Here is a 15,985-nt window from a genome sequence, read left to right on the forward strand (position 1 = left end):
CTGCGAGGATGACACCTCATTAAGAAGCGGCAAATGATTTAGCGAAAGCTAACCGAATGCGGAGCGGTAGTTCAGTCGGTTAGAATACCGGCCTGTCACGCCGGGGGTCGCGGGTTCGAGTCCCGTCCGCTCCGCCACTAAATTGAAAGGCCTTCCCTATTAGGAAGGCCTTTTTGCTACCTGACATTTACCCAGTCTCTCATCCTCAGTAGCAGGTAGCTTGGTTGGGTTATCACCCATCCCTACGGCAATCTCCGCCCTATAGAATGGCATTCATGCTTCATTCGTAGTCACACATATAGACCGTTCAGGGATGACTCAACAATCTGCCTGGCTGAGCAGAAGTCAGTGGCCATCGTTACCTGGAGTTAGTCGCCAGGAAATATCCTGGCTTGTTGGTTGCGGCTGATCTGCTGCGTTCTGAGGGCCTAGTGGATGTCGCTGAGCATAGACGAGGGAGGGCGCAGGAAAGGTAAGGTGCGCTACTGTGGCTGAGTCTGATGGGGTTATCCAGGATGCAGAGGATATCTGGTAAAAGCGCGATGTTGTAGGACCGCTCAGGCTGATTCCATTTTCTGTTGTGTCGCGGGCATGGGGTGCACAAAAGAAAAGGGGACAGCAGATGCTGTCCCCTCAAGTCATTTCGTCCATTCCCTGAACTGCCATGCTCCCTGCAATCCTTGACGCTATCCTTTCCTTTGGAAATTCCCCTTCCCAATCCGTTGGGGTGTCCTGTGGCCTTCCTAGCCTGGCAATCTGTCCTGATTGCTTCACCCTCTCCTTCCTGGAGGTGTCCATTACCACATCCCGTGGTGTTCCTGCGTCATCCTGACTGATAACCATCCTGGCTATCACGCTTCATCTTGAAGCTGTTCCTGACCGCGTCTTGCGGTGTCCTTTCATCCTTGATGAGCGACAATCCGTGCCACTCAACCTCATCCCGAGGTATCCAACTACCGCATCCTGCGGTTGTCCTGTCGATCCTTGTGATAACCATCCTGGCTATCAACCCCATCCCGAGGTGTTCCTTGCCCACATCCTGCAGGCTATTCCTTGTTTATGCGCTGTTTCTGCATCCTGCCGAATCAGCTCGTCCTTGTGAGACCCATACTAAGGCAATTACGGGCTCGAACAAGGTGTGCATTCGGCTTGGGTTCCGTGACATGCGGTGCAGAAATGGGCTTGTGTGGAATATTATCTAAGTTTATCAGTTGCTTAGATAGTTTCCATGGAAAGCATACCCAGTGCGGGATGGCTTCACGTACGGTTCAACACTGAGGGGTCTTACAGGGGGAATGGCAGATCTCTTACAAGCAGAAATCGGTAGGAAAACGATGGTACAGCCGCTTCAATCAGGGGTGTAAGAGTTCAAAATTAATTGAATACTTATGCTTTAAAAGTAGACAAAAGCCGAGATAAATCTCGGCTTTGTATTGTCTGCTGGTTTCTTTAGCTGACCCTTGTCCCAGGAGTCGGGTAGGCCTTGCGCAGTGATTCGGGTGCAAGCACCTCCAGGTTGCCGCTCATGTTGTTCAGCCAGGAGCGGAACTCGGGCGTATCCTGCACTTCGGTCTCCACCACCACGCTGCGCTTGTCGTAACGGGTCATACGCGGGTTATGTCCCGGGATTTGTCCATCGATCAGTGTCGGGCAGTTGGCATCGATGCGCCCGACGAAGCGGATCGGACCGCTGACGTCCTGATAACCCTGGTCGCGGATCAGCTTCTGGATATTGAAGTCCTTCGGCTGGGTCGCGCTGAAGTTGGTCAACTCCACGTTCTTGATGTGATCGAACGGGATGCCGTAGACCTTGGGATCCAGCTCGGAGAGGGTACAGAGCAGGATGGGGCCATCGGGTTGGTTCAGGATGCCGAGGGGATTGATGCGGTCATAGCAGAGCCAGACAGTACGCTCCTTGATGACACGCTGGATCTCGGCGCTGAATTTGCGACCACGCCAGAGGGCGTCGCGGATCAGGGTGCTGCGGCGGATCTCCGGATTGCCGGCGAAGGGGCGAGGTGACTGGTGCACGCTCTCCAGCCAGCGCTCGGCCAGTTCGCTCTGGCTGTCGCGGATCACCTGACCAGCCTTGTCGATCAGCGGGTTCAATTCGGTCAGCACGCTTGCCGGCAACAGTTGGCTTGCCTGGTCGCTCCAGGTTTTCAGGGCCACTGCCAGCGAGAGCGGCATGATGTTGGCAAAGTCATTGAGACCATGGCGCTCGAAGCACCAGCCATGAGGCTTGCTGCGCTCATCGGAGGTGAGGTCGAACAGTCCCATGCCGGACATCTCTTCCAGGTCCCGTTGCACGGTACGGAGACTGACGTGAATGCCTTCCTCTTCCAGTTTTACCTGGAGTTGGCTGGCGGTCAGCTTGTAAGGGCGGTGCGGGATGCAACGCGCCAAGGTCAGTTGTCGTAACAGCTTCTTACTCATGGTGCATGCCTTCACTGGTTTAGCGTTGAGTGTATCCTAGCCATGGCCTGCGACAGTCTATGTCGCAAGTTTTGCTGCGACAACTGTCGCCATTTTCATACATGAAGAAACAAAGCATTGATAAATAAAACAAAATAACAATGGAAAGGGGTTGTTTGAGCCCTTTTTTTATTGAAAACAAGCCTTGCGAGAATGCTTGCGACCAGGGTGACTGGAAGGAAATGGAAGCAATATGGAGGGGGAGGTGGGAAGGAGGTGAGGGACGGGCCCCCACCTCGACACGTCGTTATGCCAGCCAGGACCAGGCTGATTTGGTGATGGCTGCGCCCACCATGTAGCCGAATACTGCGAGAGCGGCCACTCCGGCCACCAGCTTCTGGCCGCGGGCAGGACGCTTGAGCGCCATGACGCCCAGGCCGATGTAGATCACCAGGGCAATCAGCTTGGCCATCAACCAGGGCTGCTGGCCAGGGCTCATCTGCAGGGTCACCGCCAGCAGCACACCAAACAGCAGCAGGAAGGTGTCGTTGATGTGGGGTAGCACCTTCAGCCATTTCTGTTGCAGCCGCCCGCTGCCCGCCAGCGCCAGGCTCCAGCGGTAGAGGAAGAGCAGCAGGCTGACCAGGGCCAGGGTCATGTGAAGGTGTTTGAGCATGGGGTAATAGGCAATCATGTTGCTTCCTTGTCGTTGTCGGGCAGACCGCTGTTCCATTGATGGGCGTGGGTACGCTCCTGTCCTTCCTGATCGTCTTGCAGCAGGTCGGAGAGGATGTCGCGGTATTGCAGGCTCTTGTTGATATAGGTGTGCTCGTCGTCCAGGTAGTTGACCTGTTCCCGCAGCAGCCGGTTGTCATACTGCTTGAACATCTGCCCCGCACGCCAGGCCTGATTGGCCCTGAATCCCAAGAGGGTGAGTGCTTCTACCCCAAGATCCACGGCCGACCCCAGGGTTTCGCGGTGCACGCTGTCTATCCCGTGGCGCAGGATCTCGTGGGCATGGGGTCTATCCTGGGCACGGGCCAGTATTCTGAGGTGCGGGAAGTGCTTTTTCACCATCTCGATCACTTCGAGGGAGGTGGCCGGGTCATTGAGGGAGAGCACCAGGAGTTTGGCCTTGTGGGCGCCGGCCGCGTGCAGCAGGTCGAGTCGGCTGGCATCCCCATAAAACACCTGGTAGCCGTACTTTCTCAGCATCTCTATCTGGCTGGCATCCTGCTCCAGGATGGTGGTGCCAATACCATGGCCGTGGAGCAGGCGCCCCACTATCTGACCGAAGCGACCGAAGCCGGCGATGATGACCGGGTGTTCCACCAGCTCGGGCTGTTCATGTTCGGGGGTGTCACTCTGGTTGCGGTAGTCGAACCAGGGCTGGATCACCCGATCGTTGAGGATAAGCAGCAGCGGTGTCAGCGCCATGGAGAGGGCGACGACCAGAGTCAGCAGTGAGATGGTGCTGCCCGGCAGTACCTTGTTCTGGGCGGCGAACGAGAACAGCACGAAGGCGAACTCCCCGCCCTGGGCCAGGGCCAGGGCGAAGGTCCAGCGCTGGTTCGGGGAGAGGCGAATGACAAAGCCGAGCCCCATCAGCACCAGCCACTTGAGCACCATCAGACCGATCACCAGTGCCGGGATCAACAGGGGATGGGCGGCAAAGAGGCTGAAGTCGATGCCGGCACCCACCGACATGAAGAAGAGGCCGAGCAGCAGCCCCTTGAACGGCTCTATGTCTGCTTCCAGCTCGTGGCGGTATTCGCTGTCCGCCAGCACCACGCCGGCGAGGAAGGAGCCGAGGGCGGGGGAGAGACCGACGGATTCCATCAGCACGGCGATGGCGATCACCAGCAGCAGGGCGGCAGCGACGAAGATCTCCCGCATGTGGGACTGGGCGATGGCGCGAAACACCGGCCGCATCAGGTAATGACCACCCAGCACGATTCCAGCGATGGCGGCCACCACCAGCAGGCCGTGCTGCCAGCCTGCCAGCTCAGAGCCACCGTTGTTGGCGACCGGTGCGATGGCCAGCAGCGGCAGGATCGCCAGGATGGGGATGACGGCGATGTCCTGGAACAGCAACACCGCAAACGCGGAGCGGCCGCTCTCGCTCTGCATCAGTTTGCGCTCCTGCAGGCTCTGCAGCACGATGGCGGTGGAGGAGAGCGCAAGAATAAGACCGATGGCGAGCCCCTGCTGCCAGGGCAGACCCAAAAGATAACCCACCCCGGTCAGGGCGACACTGGTGAGCAGCACCTGCAGACCACCGGTGCCGAGGATGGGCCCTTTCAGTTGCCACAACAGGGCCGGGCGCAGCTCCAGACCGACCAGAAACAGCATCAGCACCACCCCGAACTCGGCGAAGTGCATCACGTCTTTCTGCTCGCCTACCAGACCAAGCAGGAAGGGACCTATGATGATCCCCGCCAGCAGGTAGCCAAGGACGGAGCCCAGCCCCCACCGCTTGGCCAGCGGGACGGCGATCACCGCCGCCGAGAGGTAGATCAGGGCATCAAACAGCAATCCATGTCCCATCAGCGGCTCCTCCTTAACATGATGAATGCCGGTGAGGGCTGGCCGGGCCTGCGCCCGGATCGAGTGTGTGTCATGGGAGTACCCCCAGCAGATCGCGCAGATAGGGGCTCTCGGCCAGCTGGGCCGGGGTCAGCTGCTCGTCACGCAGGGCGCACAGCAGTTGGCGATAGTCCTGGCCGCAGCGGCGCAGCGCCTCGGGATCCTCGATCTTGTGGAAAGAGTGCAGCACGAAAGGGGGCAGCCAGCGCATGCCGCACAGCTGTGCGGTCTGCTGGAAGGGGAGCAGGAAGTCGAGCAGCGGGCGCTGGTTGTAGCCGGCGCGGCAGTAGGATTCGGGGCCACCCCCCGTGGTGATGGCACTGAGCCACTGCTTGCCGTTGAGGGCGTGGGCCTCGGGGCCGTAGGCATAGCCGTACTCCAGCACCAGGTCCATCCACTCTTTCATGATGGCCGGGCAGGAGTACCAGTAGAAGGGGTGCTGGAAGACGATGATGTCGTGCTCCGCCAGCAGGGCCTGTTCCCGTTTCACGTTGATGAACATGTCCGGATAGCGCTGGCAGAGATCGTGCAGGGTGATCCCCTCCAGCCCCTCGATGGCGTGCAGCAGCTGCTTGTTGGCCCGGGAACTCTGCAGCGCCGGGTGTGAAAAGATGACCAGAATGCGTTTCATGGGATTCCTGAAGAGGGTCTGCTGCCGGCACATGCGACAGATTGTGAGCTGAAACGTTATCAAGAAGCTCCCTGGCCCGCCAGTTCCGGGATCAGTGCGCGCAGCGCCGGATTCAGGGTCTGGTGGGCGGGGTAGCAGAGGCCGATGCGGCGGAACATCCGGGGGCCGCTCACGGGCAGGGTGCACAGGCCCGCTTCGTCCTCCACCAGCCCGTCGGGCAGGAAACTGATGCCCACCCCGGCCAGCACCAGCGCCATCACCAGCCCCTTGCTCTCGGCCTTGGCCACCAGATTGAGGGTGAGCCGGTCACAGGCCAGCAGGCCTATGGTTTGCTGATGGGCTTCGCAGGGGGGGCACTCAATAAAATCATAATGTTGCAACTCAGCCAGCTCGATGCGCGCCCTGCCCGCAAGAGGGTGCCCCCTGGGAACGCACAGCACGTACTCCTCTTCCCAGAGCGGCAGGAAGATCTCGTCCTCCCGGCGCAGGGCATCCAGGGTCAGCCGGCAGTCGGCCGGGGTGCCGTAATCGGAGAGGGTGAGATCCAGCTCGGGCAGCACCCCCTGCACCCGCCGAAGCAATCCCGCCAGCCGACGGCGGCTGAGGTCGGGCATGATGGCCATGTTGAGTCTCGCACGCGTCGCCTTCTGGCGAAACAGAGTCGGCAGGCGACGCGCCTCTTCCACCAGCTTGACGGCGTGGGGATAGAGATAGTGGGCCGGATCCTTCGCTTCCACCCCCTTCTTGCCCCGGATGAAGAGGCTGTCCCCCAGGCTCTCTTCGAGCTGGCGAAGGCCGGCGGAGAGGGAGGGTTGGCTCACGTGGCAGCGGGCTGCTGCTGCCGTGATGTTCTTCTCTTCATAGATGGCGATGAAGAAGCGCAGCAATCTCAGGTCCAGCATGGGGATACCATAGTTAATTCAGATGATAACCAGCGGAAAACTATATTTATCGCCGATGGATGTAGCGACTATAGTGACTGGGTCCCGTGCTGGCCAGCCCTTGTTTGACGCCCATTTCAACGCATCAGAAGGAAAACTCCATGTCCAAGTCCCTCGTGGTGATCACCGGCGCGTCCGCCGGGATCGGTGCCGCCATTGCCCGCGCCTTCTCCGCCGCCGGCCATCCGCTGCTGTTGCTGGCCCGCCGGGTCGAGCCCATGCAGGCGCTGAACCTGCCCGATACCCTCTGCATCGGGGTCGATGTCACCGACACCGCCGCCATGAAGGCCGCCGTGGCGCAGGCGGAGGCGCAATTCGGCCCGGTGGGATGTCTGGTCAACAATGCCGGCGTCATGCTGCTGGGACAGGCCGACGTGCAGGATCCCGCCGAGTGGCAGCAGATGCTCAACATCAACGTGATGGGGGTTCTGAATGGCGTGCATGCGGTATTGGCCGGCATGAAGGCCCGCCGCAGCGGCACCATCATCAACATCAGCTCCATCGCCGGTCGCAAGACCTTCCCGAACCATGCCGCTTACTGCGCCACCAAGTTCGCCGTTCACGCCCTGACCGAAAATATCCGGGAAGAGGTGGCCGATGTCGGCGTGCGGATGGTGACCATCGCTCCGGGCGCGGTGGAGACCGATCTGCTCAGCCACACCACGGACGAGAGCATCAAGGCGGGCTACCACGACTGGAAGGATCAGATGGGAGGCGTCATTGCCCCCGAGGTGATCGCCGACGCCGTGCTCTACGCCTGGCACCAGCCGGCCAACGTCTGCGTGCGGGAGATCGTGCTGGCAGCCACCCGCCAGCAACCCTGATGCAAACAGGGGAGGGGTTGACCCTCCCCCTGGGCCAAGGGTTACCATAGGCCCTCTTTCGTCATTGAGTCGTCTCATGGTCCTGACCCGTCGCCAACTCGCTCGCGCCCGCCGCTGGCTCCCACTGTGGAGTCTGGTGCTGGTGCTGATGTCGTTTGGCAGCCGTGCGGCCACCGATCTCTGTACCCTGACGCCCCATTGCAGCCAGAGCGAGCGTACCCTGGAAAAAGCCATGCCCTGCGGCAGCTTCACCTCGGCGCTCGCCATGACGGTGCTCACCAGCGACAGCCTGACGGTTGCCCGGCTTGAGCCCGACAGGCCGACATACCTCTCTCCCTCTCTGTTCATGCCGGAGGCGCCCCTGAAGCGTCTCGAGCGTCCGCCCCGTCACCACGGCTGAGTCGAGTTTCCCTTTCCGGGCATTTCTTCTTAACCGAGGTGAGATATGTACAAGTCCCTGTTACTGGCCGTGCTGGCCGGTACCGTCAGTTTTTCTGCTCTGGCAACCGGGCAGATGACCGTCTACAAGTCCCAGTATTGCGGTTGCTGCAAGACCTGGATCAAGCACATGGAAGAGAACGGCTTTGAGGTCAAGGTCGTGGAAACCGAGCAGCTTGACCCGATCAAGCAGCAGCATGGCATCACCCCGCAGCTGGCCTCCTGCCACACCGGGGTGGTGAACGGCTATGTGGTGGAGGGGCATGTGCCCGCTGCCGACGTGCAGAAGCTGCTCAAGGAAAAACCGGCGATCCGCGGTCTGACCATTCCGGGGATGCCCCAGAGTGCGCCGGGCATGGATATTCCGGGTCAGCCCTATCAGGTGCTGAGCATCAGTGACGAGGGCGCGACCAAAGTCTGGTCGAGCTACCCCGGCTGATGGATGCTGACCGTGAGCAGACACACTTCCATCATGTGAGGCACACCTGAGCGAACCCGTGTCGCCCACGGTCAGGGAGGAGGGCCGCCATCGCGAGATGGCGGCCCTTTTTCGTCGATTTGGGGGGGAATGTCCGGGGAGCCCTTGCAACCCCGGGCGACAAGGGGCAGATTGATCGCCAATTTTTATTTTCTCAGGGACGCTTTTCCCGCTGCCTGCCGGTGTGCCGTCTGGATGCGTGCAGCACCAGCGGGAGGGGCGGCCCTGTGACAGCGCAAAGGATGCGACATGTTCACCTTTTCCCGGGGGTTGCTGCTGGCTTGCCTGCTTGCTGCGCCCTGTTCCCATGCCAACGAAGAGTCCGCCATGCCTACAAGCGATACTTCCACCCAGCCTGTCATTGTCCCCCCGGTGGCTGCCAAGCACCCCCATACCCTGAAAAAACACGGGGACACGCGCGTCGACAACTACTACTGGCTGCGTGACGACGAGCGGCAGAAGCCCGAGGTGCTGGACTATCTCAAGGCCGAGAATGCCTACACCGAGGCCATGCTTGCACCGATCAAGCCGCTGCGCGAGCAGCTCTACAAGGAGATGGTGGCCCGTATTCCCCAGCAGGACGAGTCTGTCCCCTATGTGAAGAACGGCTACCGTTATCAGACCCGTTACGAGCCGGGCAAGGAGTACGCCATCTACTCCCGCAGCAAGGTGGAAGGGGACGGGGCCTCCGCCCTGCTGCTGGATGGCAACCAGCGCGCCGAAGGCCACGAGTTCTATGCCCTGGGGGCGCTCGAGGTGAGCCGCAACAACCGTTGGTTGGCGGTGGCGGAAGATTATCTCTCCCGCCGTCAATACAGGATCCAGTTCCTCGATCTGGAGAGCGGCGCCTGGGCCGCCGACACCCTCGAGAACACCTCCGGCAACCTGGTGTGGGCCAACGACAGCAAGACGGTCTTCTACGTGCGCAAGCACCCCAAGACCCTGCTGCCCTACCAGGTCTATCGCCACGAGTTGGGCACGGACCCCGCGAAGGATATCCTGGTCTACGAGGAGAAGGACGACTCCTTCTATGTGAGCCTCTACGCCACCACCTCGGAAGATTTCATCGTCATCTCCCTCTCCAGCACCACCACCAGCGAGGCGCGCCTCATTGATGCCAATGTGCCGGGCCAGACGCCACGCCTGTTCCTGCCCCGTCAGGTGGATCACGAATACAGCCTGGATCACTACCGTGGTCGCTTCTATGTGCGCTCCAACAAGGACGGCAAGAACTTCGGCCTCTATGAGACCAAGGAGAGCCCGGTGGATCGCTGGAAGGCGGTGATCGCCCCCAATCCGGACGTGCTGCTGGAGAGCTATGCCCTGTTCAGGGACTGGCTGGTGCTGGAGGAGCGCAGCCAGGGGTTGACCCGGTTGCGTCAGGTCAACTGGCAGAGCGGCGAACAGAAGGAGATCGCCTTCGACGATCCCGCCTATGTCACCTGGCTTGCCTACAACCCGGAGCCGGACACCAGCGCCCTGCGCTATGGCTACTCCTCCATGACCACGCCGTCCTCCACCTATGAGCTCGACATGGACAGCGGCAAGCGGACTCTGCTCAAGCAGCAGCCGGTGGCGGGCTTCGTGCCTGCGCAATATGCCAGCGAGCGGCTCTGGATCACCGCCCGTGACGGCGTGGCCGTGCCGGTGTCGCTGGTCTATCGCAAGGACAAGTTCAAGAAGGCAGGGGGCGGTGAAGGCACCAATCCCCTGCTGGTCTACGGCTATGGCTCCTACGGCGCCAGCATGGACCCGGACTTCAGCAGCTCACGCCTGAGCCTGCTGGACCGGGGTTTCGTCTACGCCATCGCCCATATCCGGGGTGGCGAGGAGCTGGGCCGCACCTGGTATGAAGAGGGCAAGCTGCTCAAGAAGCAGAACACCTTCAACGACTTCATCGACGTGACCGAGGCGTTGGTGGCGCAAGGCTACGGCGCCAGGGATCAGGTCTATGCCATGGGGGGCAGCGCCGGCGGTCTGCTGATGGGGGCCGTCATCAACCAGGCGCCCCAGCTCTATCGCGGCGTGGTGGCCCAGGTGCCCTTCGTCGATGTGGTCACCACCATGCTGGACGAGTCCATTCCCCTCACCACAGGGGAGTATGACGAGTGGGGCAACCCGAACAAGAAGCGCTACTACGACTACATGAAGGCCTACAGCCCCTACGATCAGGTCAAGGCCCAGGCCTACCCGAATCTGCTGGTGACCACGGGGCTGCACGACTCCCAGGTGCAGTACTGGGAGCCGGCCAAGTGGGTGGCCAAGCTGCGTGAGTTGAAGACGGATGACAACCAGTTGCTGCTCAGCACCGACATGGAGGCCGGTCATGGCGGCAAGTCGGGCCGTTTCAAGGCCTATGAGGACATCGCCCTGGAGTTCGCCTTCATTCTGGAGCTGGCTGGCAGCAAGGCGTGATGGCCGGGCCCAAATGAAATCAGCTTGTTACCAAACCCCGTTCCGGCAGCCCCGGATCGGGGTTTTTGCATCTTGGCGACAAAAACGTCATTAACGTCGTGTTTATGCTGTTCAGTATGCATTTCGCAATATAACGGACCAGGTTTCTAATCCTTGCCAGTCAAGGGTTGCGAAAGAATCTGGGCGTGTTTTTTATTGCTTCCCTTTGATAGTTCATGTAATTAATCAGCCCTTGAGAAATGAATGATCCGCTTCAAACTTCTCGCTATTTAAATCCGCCATTTTGCTGTTTTGTTTGATTTATGTTGGTGTTATGTGCTTAATCGGAGCGTTAATGCTTTTGAACTGACCCGTTTCTGGTCAGATCACCTCCGATCGGCATGACGCTGATTATCTCACCGCAGGATGATGGTGGCTTCTGGAAGGGCGCGTGCCGCTCGACCATTTCCTCATACGAGGTCGTATAGGCGAACCCAGTCTTGATGCGGGTCTGTCTCATATTCTCCCGGGAAACGGGTGAAATAAATCAATGAAAAGGATGAAGAACATGAAAGGATTATCCTTGGCGTGCGCCTTGTCGGCGGCTCTGGTCGGTGTGTCGTTTGGTGGTCCGGTGCAAGCGCAGGAGCGCTTCGTGACCATAGGCACCGGCGGTCAGACCGGCGTCTACTACGTGGCGGGCCAGTCCATCTGCCGCTTCCTCAACCGCGGCGCCGCCGATCACCAGATCAAGTGCAACGCCCCGGCCAGTGGCGGCGGTGTTGCCAACGTCAACGGCATCCGCTCCGGCGAATTCAACTTCGGCATCATGCAGTCCGACCACCAGTACAAGGCGATGAAGGGCGTCGAGCCGTTCAAGGCCGAAGGTCCGATGGATGACATCCGCGCCGTCTTCTCCCTGCAGAGCGAAGTGTTCACCATCCTGGCCCGCAAGGACGCCAAGGTAGCCAGCTTCGACGACCTGAAGGGCAAGCGCGTCAACATCGGCAACCCGGGTTCCGGTCAGCGTGACACCTTTGAAGAGATCATGACCGTGAAGGGCTGGGACAAATCCGCCTTCAGCCTGGTCTCCGAACTGAAACCCGCCGAGCAGGCCTCTGCCCTGGGTGACAACAACATCGACGCCATGAGCTACTTCGTCGGCCACCCGAACGGCGCCATCCAGGAAGCCTCCACCACCACGGACACCGTGCTGGTGCCGGTCACCGGCCCCGAAATCGACAAGCTGCTGGCCGAGAAGAGCTACTACAGCAAGGCCGAGATCCCGGGTGGTCTCTACAAGGGCAGCCCGAACCCGACCCCGTCCATCGGTGGCAAGGCGGTGCTCTCCACCAGCGCCAAGGCTGACCCGGAAGTGGTCTACCAGCTGGTCAAGTCCGTGTTCGACAACCTGGACCGTTTCAAGCGCCTGCACCCGGCCTTCGCGGATCTGAAGGAAGCCGACATGATCAAGGTGGGTCTCTCCGCTCCGCTGCATGAAGGCGCTGTGCGTTACTACAAGGAACGTGGCTGGATGTAATCCGGCTGCGTCTTCGGATGTGCCCCGGACTCGCTCCTCCTTCGGGGGAGCGAGTCTCATTTATTGCAGTACCTACAGAGTCACACTATGCAGCAAACACAACAACAAGAGGCGCTCTCGGCCGAGGAGCTGATCGCCCAGGACGTCGGCGCCAGGCTGCCCGTCGGCCCCATGAGCTGGATCATCGCGGGTCTTGCGCTGATCTGGTCCCTGTTCCAGCTCTGGATTGCCTCGCCGCTGCCCTTCTCCCTCGGCATCGGCGTCCTCAACGACACTGAAACACGCTCGATTCATCTGGCCTTCGCCATCCTGCTCGCCTACCTGGTGTTCCCCGCCATGCGCAGCTCACCGCGAGACAGGGTTCCCCTTGCCGACATCGCCCTCGGCCTCGTCGGTGCCGCCGTCGCCAGCTATCTGTTCGTGATGTACCAGGAGCTTGCCCAGCGTCCCGGCAACCTGACCACAATGGACTTCGCGGTGGCCTGCGTCGGCATCCCGCTCCTGCTGGAAGCGGCCCGCCGCGCCCTGGGCCCGGCCCTGGCGGTCATCGCCATCGTCTTCCTGGCCTACAGCCTGGCCGGTCCCTGGATGCCTTCCCTGCTGGCCCACCGCGGGGTGAGCCTGCATGCGCTGGCCAACCACCAGTGGATCACCACTGAAGGGGTGTTCGGCATCGCCCTTGGGGTCTCCACCAGCTTCGTCTTCCTGTTCGTGCTGTTTGGCGCCCTGCTCGAGCGTGCCGGTGCGGGCCATTACTTCATCCAGCTCGCCTTCAGCCTGCTGGGTCACTTGCGCGGCGGCCCGGCCAAGGCGGCCGTGGTCGCCTCGGCCCTGACCGGCGTCATCTCCGGCTCCTCCATCGCCAACGTGGTGACCACGGGCACCTTCACCATCCCCATGATGAAACGGGTCGGTTTCTCCAAGGAGAAGGCCGGCGCGGTGGAAGTGGCCTCTTCGGTCAACGGCCAGATCATGCCGCCGGTCATGGGGGCTGCAGCCTTCCTGATGGTGGAGTACGTGGGCATCCCCTATGTGGAGATCATCAAGCACGCCTTCCTGCCGGCGGCCATCTCCTACATCGCCCTGCTCTACATCGTGCACCTCGAGGCGCTCAAGCTCGGGATGCAGCCCATAGGCAACCGTCAGCCGCGCCCCTGGCTGCGCCGCTTGACCGGCTTCGCCTTCGGTGCCGCCCTCATCAGCGGCCTCTCCATGGCGGTCTACTACGGTCTGGGCTGGCTCAAGCCGGTACTGGGTGACTATGCCCTGCCGGGGATCAGCGTGCTGCTGGCCGTCGCCTACCTGGGGCTGCTGAAGATCGCCGCGAGCAACGCGCCGCTGCCGGCGGAAGACCCGGACAAGCCACTGGACGAGCTGCCCGAGACCCGCGCCGTGCTGCTCTCCGGCCTGCACTTCCTGCTGCCCGTGGTGGTGCTGGTGTGGTGTCTGATGGTGGAGCGCCTCTCCCCCGGCCTGTCGGCCTTCTGGGGTTCGGTGATGCTCATCATCATCCTGCTGACCCAGCGACCGCTGCTGAACTGGCTGCGCACCGACGGCAAGCATGACTACGGCTCCTTCACCGATGGCGTGGTGGACCTGCGCGAGGGGCTGATTGCCGGTGCCCGCAACATGATCGGCATCGGCATTGCCACCGCCACTGCCGGCATCATCGTCGGGGCCGTCTCCCAGACCGGCGTCGGCCTGGTACTGGCGGATCTGGTGGAGTTCCTCTCCATGGGCAACCTGCTGCTCATGCTGATCCTCACCGCGCTGCTGAGCCTCATCCTCGGCATGGGGCTGCCGACCACTGCCAACTACATCGTGGTATCGAGCCTGCTGGCGCCGGTGATCGTCACCCTGGGTCAGCAGAACGGCCTCATCGTGCCGCTCATCGCGGTGCACCTGTTCGTCTTCTACTTCGGCATCATGGCGGACGTGACCCCGCCGGTGGGGCTGGCCTCGTTCGCCGCGGCCGCCGTCTCCAAGGGCGACCCCATCAAGACCGGGATCACGGCGTTCTACTACAGCCTGCGTACCGCAGCGCTGCCGTTCCTGTTCATCTTCAACACCGATCTGCTGCTCATCAACGTGGACTTCGCCCATGGCGTGCTGATCTTCATCGTGGCCACCATCGCCATGCTGATCTTCGCTGCCGCCACCCAGGGCTTCTTCCTGGTGAAGAGCCGCTGGTACGAGAGCGTGCTGCTGCTGCTGGTGGCCTTCACCCTGTTCCGTCCAGGCTTCTGGATGGATCTGCTGCACGACCCGTATCGCGACACCGCCCCGGCCGAGCTGGTCCAGACCATGGGGCAGGTGGAGGCTGAAAGCACCCTGCGCCTGCGCATGGAAGGGGAAGATGCGGTGGGCAAGTTGCGCCGCTTCACCGTGCTGCTGCCGGTGCCTTCGGGCGTCAGTGGTGAGGATCGTCTGGCCAAGCTGGGGATCCAGACCTATGAGCAGGACGGCAAGATCCTGATCGACACCGTCACCTTCGGCAGCCAGGCCGCCGATTTGGGGCTGGAGATGGATCAGCAGATCCTGAGCGTCAAGGCGCCCACCGAGCGCTGGCCCAAGGAGCTGATGTGGCTGCCGGGCTTCCTGCTGTTCGGGGCCGTGGTCTGGCTGCAACGCCGCCGGGTCGCTCGACCCTGATCATCACCCAATAAAAAACGGCGCCTTCGGGCGCCGTTTTTTATGCTGGGCTGTGATGCCGGCCGCTTCGGGCCATCAGTCCAGGGCATCAGTTGGACTGGGTCTGCTTCTGTTTTTGCAGTTGGTCGAGGGTCTGCTGCTCCTGCGGGCTGAGGCCAAGCTGCTCGCAGGCCTGTTCAAAGCTGATGCCAAGATGGCACATCATGATGTCGATAGCGGGCAGGTAGTTGGTCATAGCGTCTTCCATGGTGATCCTCCAGAACTGTCTCTTATGCCCGAGGGCGGGGATGGGGGCAATTAGACTTTAGGTGTAGGGTGCCATCTGCTTCAGCCTCTGCCACTGGCCGGGGGAATTTGCTACTCTTGCGGGCACTAAAGAGGTTGCCGCCCCAGGGTGAGCAGCCGGTGAGGAGCAGGGCATGTTATTGAGTTTCTTGATCATCGCATCGGGCTGGTGGCACATCCGCGCGGCTTACGGCTCAGACTCCCGTCAGTTCTACATCAGCAAACCCCTGACCATGCTGTTCATCATCGCCCTGGCGTTTGGCTACCAGAGCGACGATCACAACGGCTCCCACGCCTGGATCCTGCTCGGTCTCTGCCTGTCGCTGGCGGGGGACGTGCTGCTGATGCTGCCACGGGATCGCTTCATCCAGGGGCTGGCGGCATTTTTTGTCGCTCACCTCTGCTACATCGTCGGTTTCGCCCAGGGGCCCCTGGTGCTCAAGCTGGTGGACGGCCTGCTGCTGTTGCTGGTGGCCGGCATGGTGTTCGGGCTCCTGTGGGGCCAGCTCGGCGAGATGAGGATCCCCGTCTTCTGCTACATGCTGGTGATCATCGCCATGGCCTGGGTGGCCGCCGGTGCCTGGCATGCCTCTCTCACTGCCGGCAGCGCCGCCGCCCTGGTGGGGGCGCTGATGTTCCTCTTCTCCGACAGCATGCTGGCGCTGGACAGATTCCGCCGCCCCTTCCCCCATGCCACGGCCTGGATCATGAGCAGCTACTTCGCGGCACAGTTCCTGATCGCCGCCTCCCTGGCGGGCTGACCGGCGGGCAGCCATGAAAAACGGGCCTTCTGGCCCGTTT

13 protein-coding genes and 1 tRNA gene are annotated in these 15,985 nt (G+C 61.3%); 8 read left to right on the forward strand and 6 right to left on the reverse strand.

The features are described 5' to 3' along the window. Window positions 1–60 precede the first annotated feature (60 nt). Window positions 61–137: transfer RNA gene (locus BN1120_RS06710), tRNA-Asp, on the forward strand. Between the two features lie 1,312 nt (window positions 138–1,449). Here the strand turns inward: BN1120_RS06710 and BN1120_RS06720 are convergent. The 5 genes from BN1120_RS06720 to BN1120_RS06740 form a co-directional block, all read right to left on the reverse strand. Then, window positions 1,450–2,436, reverse strand: coding sequence for a helix-turn-helix transcriptional regulator (locus BN1120_RS06720; RefSeq protein WP_029313511.1), 987 nt, complete (start codon window positions 2,434–2,436; stop codon window positions 1,450–1,452). Window positions 2,437–2,722: 286 nt separating this feature from the next. After that, complete coding sequence (locus BN1120_RS06725) at window positions 2,723–3,109, reverse strand: SirB2 family protein (RefSeq protein WP_039040394.1); 387 nt, start codon at window positions 3,107–3,109, stop codon at window positions 2,723–2,725. Continuing rightward, window positions 3,106–4,962 carry a monovalent cation:proton antiporter-2 (CPA2) family protein gene (locus tag BN1120_RS06730; protein ID WP_042015284.1) on the reverse strand — a complete coding sequence of 619 codons (1,857 nt, stop codon included), beginning with the start codon at window positions 4,960–4,962 and terminating at the stop codon, window positions 3,106–3,108. The genes BN1120_RS06725 and BN1120_RS06730 overlap by 4 nt, the downstream gene beginning before the upstream one ends. A 70-nt stretch (window positions 4,963–5,032) precedes the next feature. Continuing rightward, complete coding sequence (locus BN1120_RS06735; protein WP_042015286.1) at window positions 5,033–5,632, reverse strand: NAD(P)H-dependent oxidoreductase; 600 nt, start codon at window positions 5,630–5,632, stop codon at window positions 5,033–5,035. A gap of 59 nt (window positions 5,633–5,691) precedes the next feature. Beyond that, window positions 5,692–6,534, reverse strand: a complete 843-nt coding sequence (locus tag BN1120_RS06740; RefSeq protein ID WP_042015287.1) for a LysR family transcriptional regulator — start codon at window positions 6,532–6,534, stop codon at window positions 5,692–5,694. 140 nt (window positions 6,535–6,674) lie between these two features. Here BN1120_RS06740 and BN1120_RS06745 point away from each other — a divergent pair, with 140 nt between their 5' ends. From BN1120_RS06745 to BN1120_RS06770, 6 genes are all read left to right on the forward strand, one after another. Next, on the forward strand, window positions 6,675–7,397 hold the full coding sequence (locus BN1120_RS06745) for an SDR family oxidoreductase (RefSeq protein WP_041214285.1): 723 nt from the start codon (window positions 6,675–6,677) through the stop codon (window positions 7,395–7,397). Window positions 7,398–7,473: 76 nt separating this feature from the next. Beyond that, window positions 7,474–7,797: a hypothetical protein gene (locus BN1120_RS06750; protein ID WP_010672576.1), complete on the forward strand. Its 324-nt coding sequence runs from the start codon at window positions 7,474–7,476 to the stop codon at window positions 7,795–7,797. 45 nt (window positions 7,798–7,842) lie between these two features. Continuing rightward, window positions 7,843–8,274 carry a DUF411 domain-containing protein gene (locus BN1120_RS06755; RefSeq protein WP_010672577.1) on the forward strand — a complete coding sequence of 144 codons (432 nt, stop codon included), beginning with the start codon at window positions 7,843–7,845 and terminating at the stop codon, window positions 8,272–8,274. Between the two features lie 288 nt (window positions 8,275–8,562). Beyond that, a complete protein-coding gene (locus BN1120_RS06760; RefSeq protein ID WP_042015288.1) occupies window positions 8,563–10,728 on the forward strand; it encodes a S9 family peptidase in 2,166 nt (721 codons plus the stop codon). 547 nt (window positions 10,729–11,275) lie between these two features. Next, a complete protein-coding gene (locus tag BN1120_RS06765; RefSeq protein WP_029313514.1) occupies window positions 11,276–12,247 on the forward strand; it encodes a TAXI family TRAP transporter solute-binding subunit in 972 nt (323 codons plus the stop codon). Between the two features lie 87 nt (window positions 12,248–12,334). Continuing rightward, window positions 12,335–14,899, forward strand: coding sequence for a TRAP transporter permease (locus BN1120_RS06770; RefSeq protein ID WP_042015289.1), 2,565 nt, complete (start codon window positions 12,335–12,337; stop codon window positions 14,897–14,899). Between the two features lie 88 nt (window positions 14,900–14,987). On the opposite strand, the gene BN1120_RS21530 is transcribed toward BN1120_RS06770, so the two are convergent. Continuing rightward, window positions 14,988–15,146: a hypothetical protein gene (locus BN1120_RS21530; RefSeq protein WP_005332188.1), complete on the reverse strand. Its 159-nt coding sequence runs from the start codon at window positions 15,144–15,146 to the stop codon at window positions 14,988–14,990. A gap of 172 nt (window positions 15,147–15,318) precedes the next feature. On the opposite strand from BN1120_RS21530, the gene BN1120_RS06775 reads away from it, so the two are divergent. Then, complete coding sequence (locus BN1120_RS06775; protein WP_010672583.1) at window positions 15,319–15,945, forward strand: lysoplasmalogenase; 627 nt, start codon at window positions 15,319–15,321, stop codon at window positions 15,943–15,945. Window positions 15,946–15,985 lie beyond the last annotated feature (40 nt).

It is taken from the genome of Aeromonas caviae, from assembly GCF_000819785.1.
Lineage (GTDB): Bacteria > Pseudomonadota > Gammaproteobacteria > Enterobacterales > Aeromonadaceae > Aeromonas > Aeromonas caviae.

What these genes read in the sequence shown, in the direction of transcription:
- BN1120_RS06720 (WP_029313511.1), bottom strand. Translation starts at nt 2,436, where the DNA reads ATGAGTAAGAAGCTGTTACGACAACTGACCTTGGCGCGTTGCATCCCG.
- BN1120_RS06725 (WP_039040394.1), bottom strand. Translation starts at nt 3,109, where the DNA reads ATGATTGCCTATTACCCCATGCTCAAACACCTTCACATGACCCTGGCC.
- BN1120_RS06730 (WP_042015284.1), bottom strand. Translation starts at nt 4,962, where the DNA reads ATGGGACATGGATTGCTGTTTGATGCCCTGATCTACCTCTCGGCGGCG.
- BN1120_RS06735 (WP_042015286.1), bottom strand. Translation starts at nt 5,632, where the DNA reads ATGAAACGCATTCTGGTCATCTTTTCACACCCGGCGCTGCAGAGTTCC.
- BN1120_RS06740 (WP_042015287.1), bottom strand. Translation starts at nt 6,534, where the DNA reads ATGCTGGACCTGAGATTGCTGCGCTTCTTCATCGCCATCTATGAAGAG.
- BN1120_RS06745 (WP_041214285.1), top strand. Translation starts at nt 6,675, where the DNA reads ATGTCCAAGTCCCTCGTGGTGATCACCGGCGCGTCCGCCGGGATCGGT.
- BN1120_RS06750 (WP_010672576.1), top strand. Translation starts at nt 7,474, where the DNA reads ATGGTCCTGACCCGTCGCCAACTCGCTCGCGCCCGCCGCTGGCTCCCA.
- BN1120_RS06755 (WP_010672577.1), top strand. Translation starts at nt 7,843, where the DNA reads ATGTACAAGTCCCTGTTACTGGCCGTGCTGGCCGGTACCGTCAGTTTT.
- BN1120_RS06760 (WP_042015288.1), top strand. Translation starts at nt 8,563, where the DNA reads ATGTTCACCTTTTCCCGGGGGTTGCTGCTGGCTTGCCTGCTTGCTGCG.
- BN1120_RS06765 (WP_029313514.1), top strand. Translation starts at nt 11,276, where the DNA reads ATGAAAGGATTATCCTTGGCGTGCGCCTTGTCGGCGGCTCTGGTCGGT.
- BN1120_RS06770 (WP_042015289.1), top strand. Translation starts at nt 12,335, where the DNA reads ATGCAGCAAACACAACAACAAGAGGCGCTCTCGGCCGAGGAGCTGATC.
- BN1120_RS21530 (WP_005332188.1), bottom strand. Translation starts at nt 15,146, where the DNA reads ATGGAAGACGCTATGACCAACTACCTGCCCGCTATCGACATCATGATG.
- BN1120_RS06775 (WP_010672583.1), top strand. Translation starts at nt 15,319, where the DNA reads ATGTTATTGAGTTTCTTGATCATCGCATCGGGCTGGTGGCACATCCGC.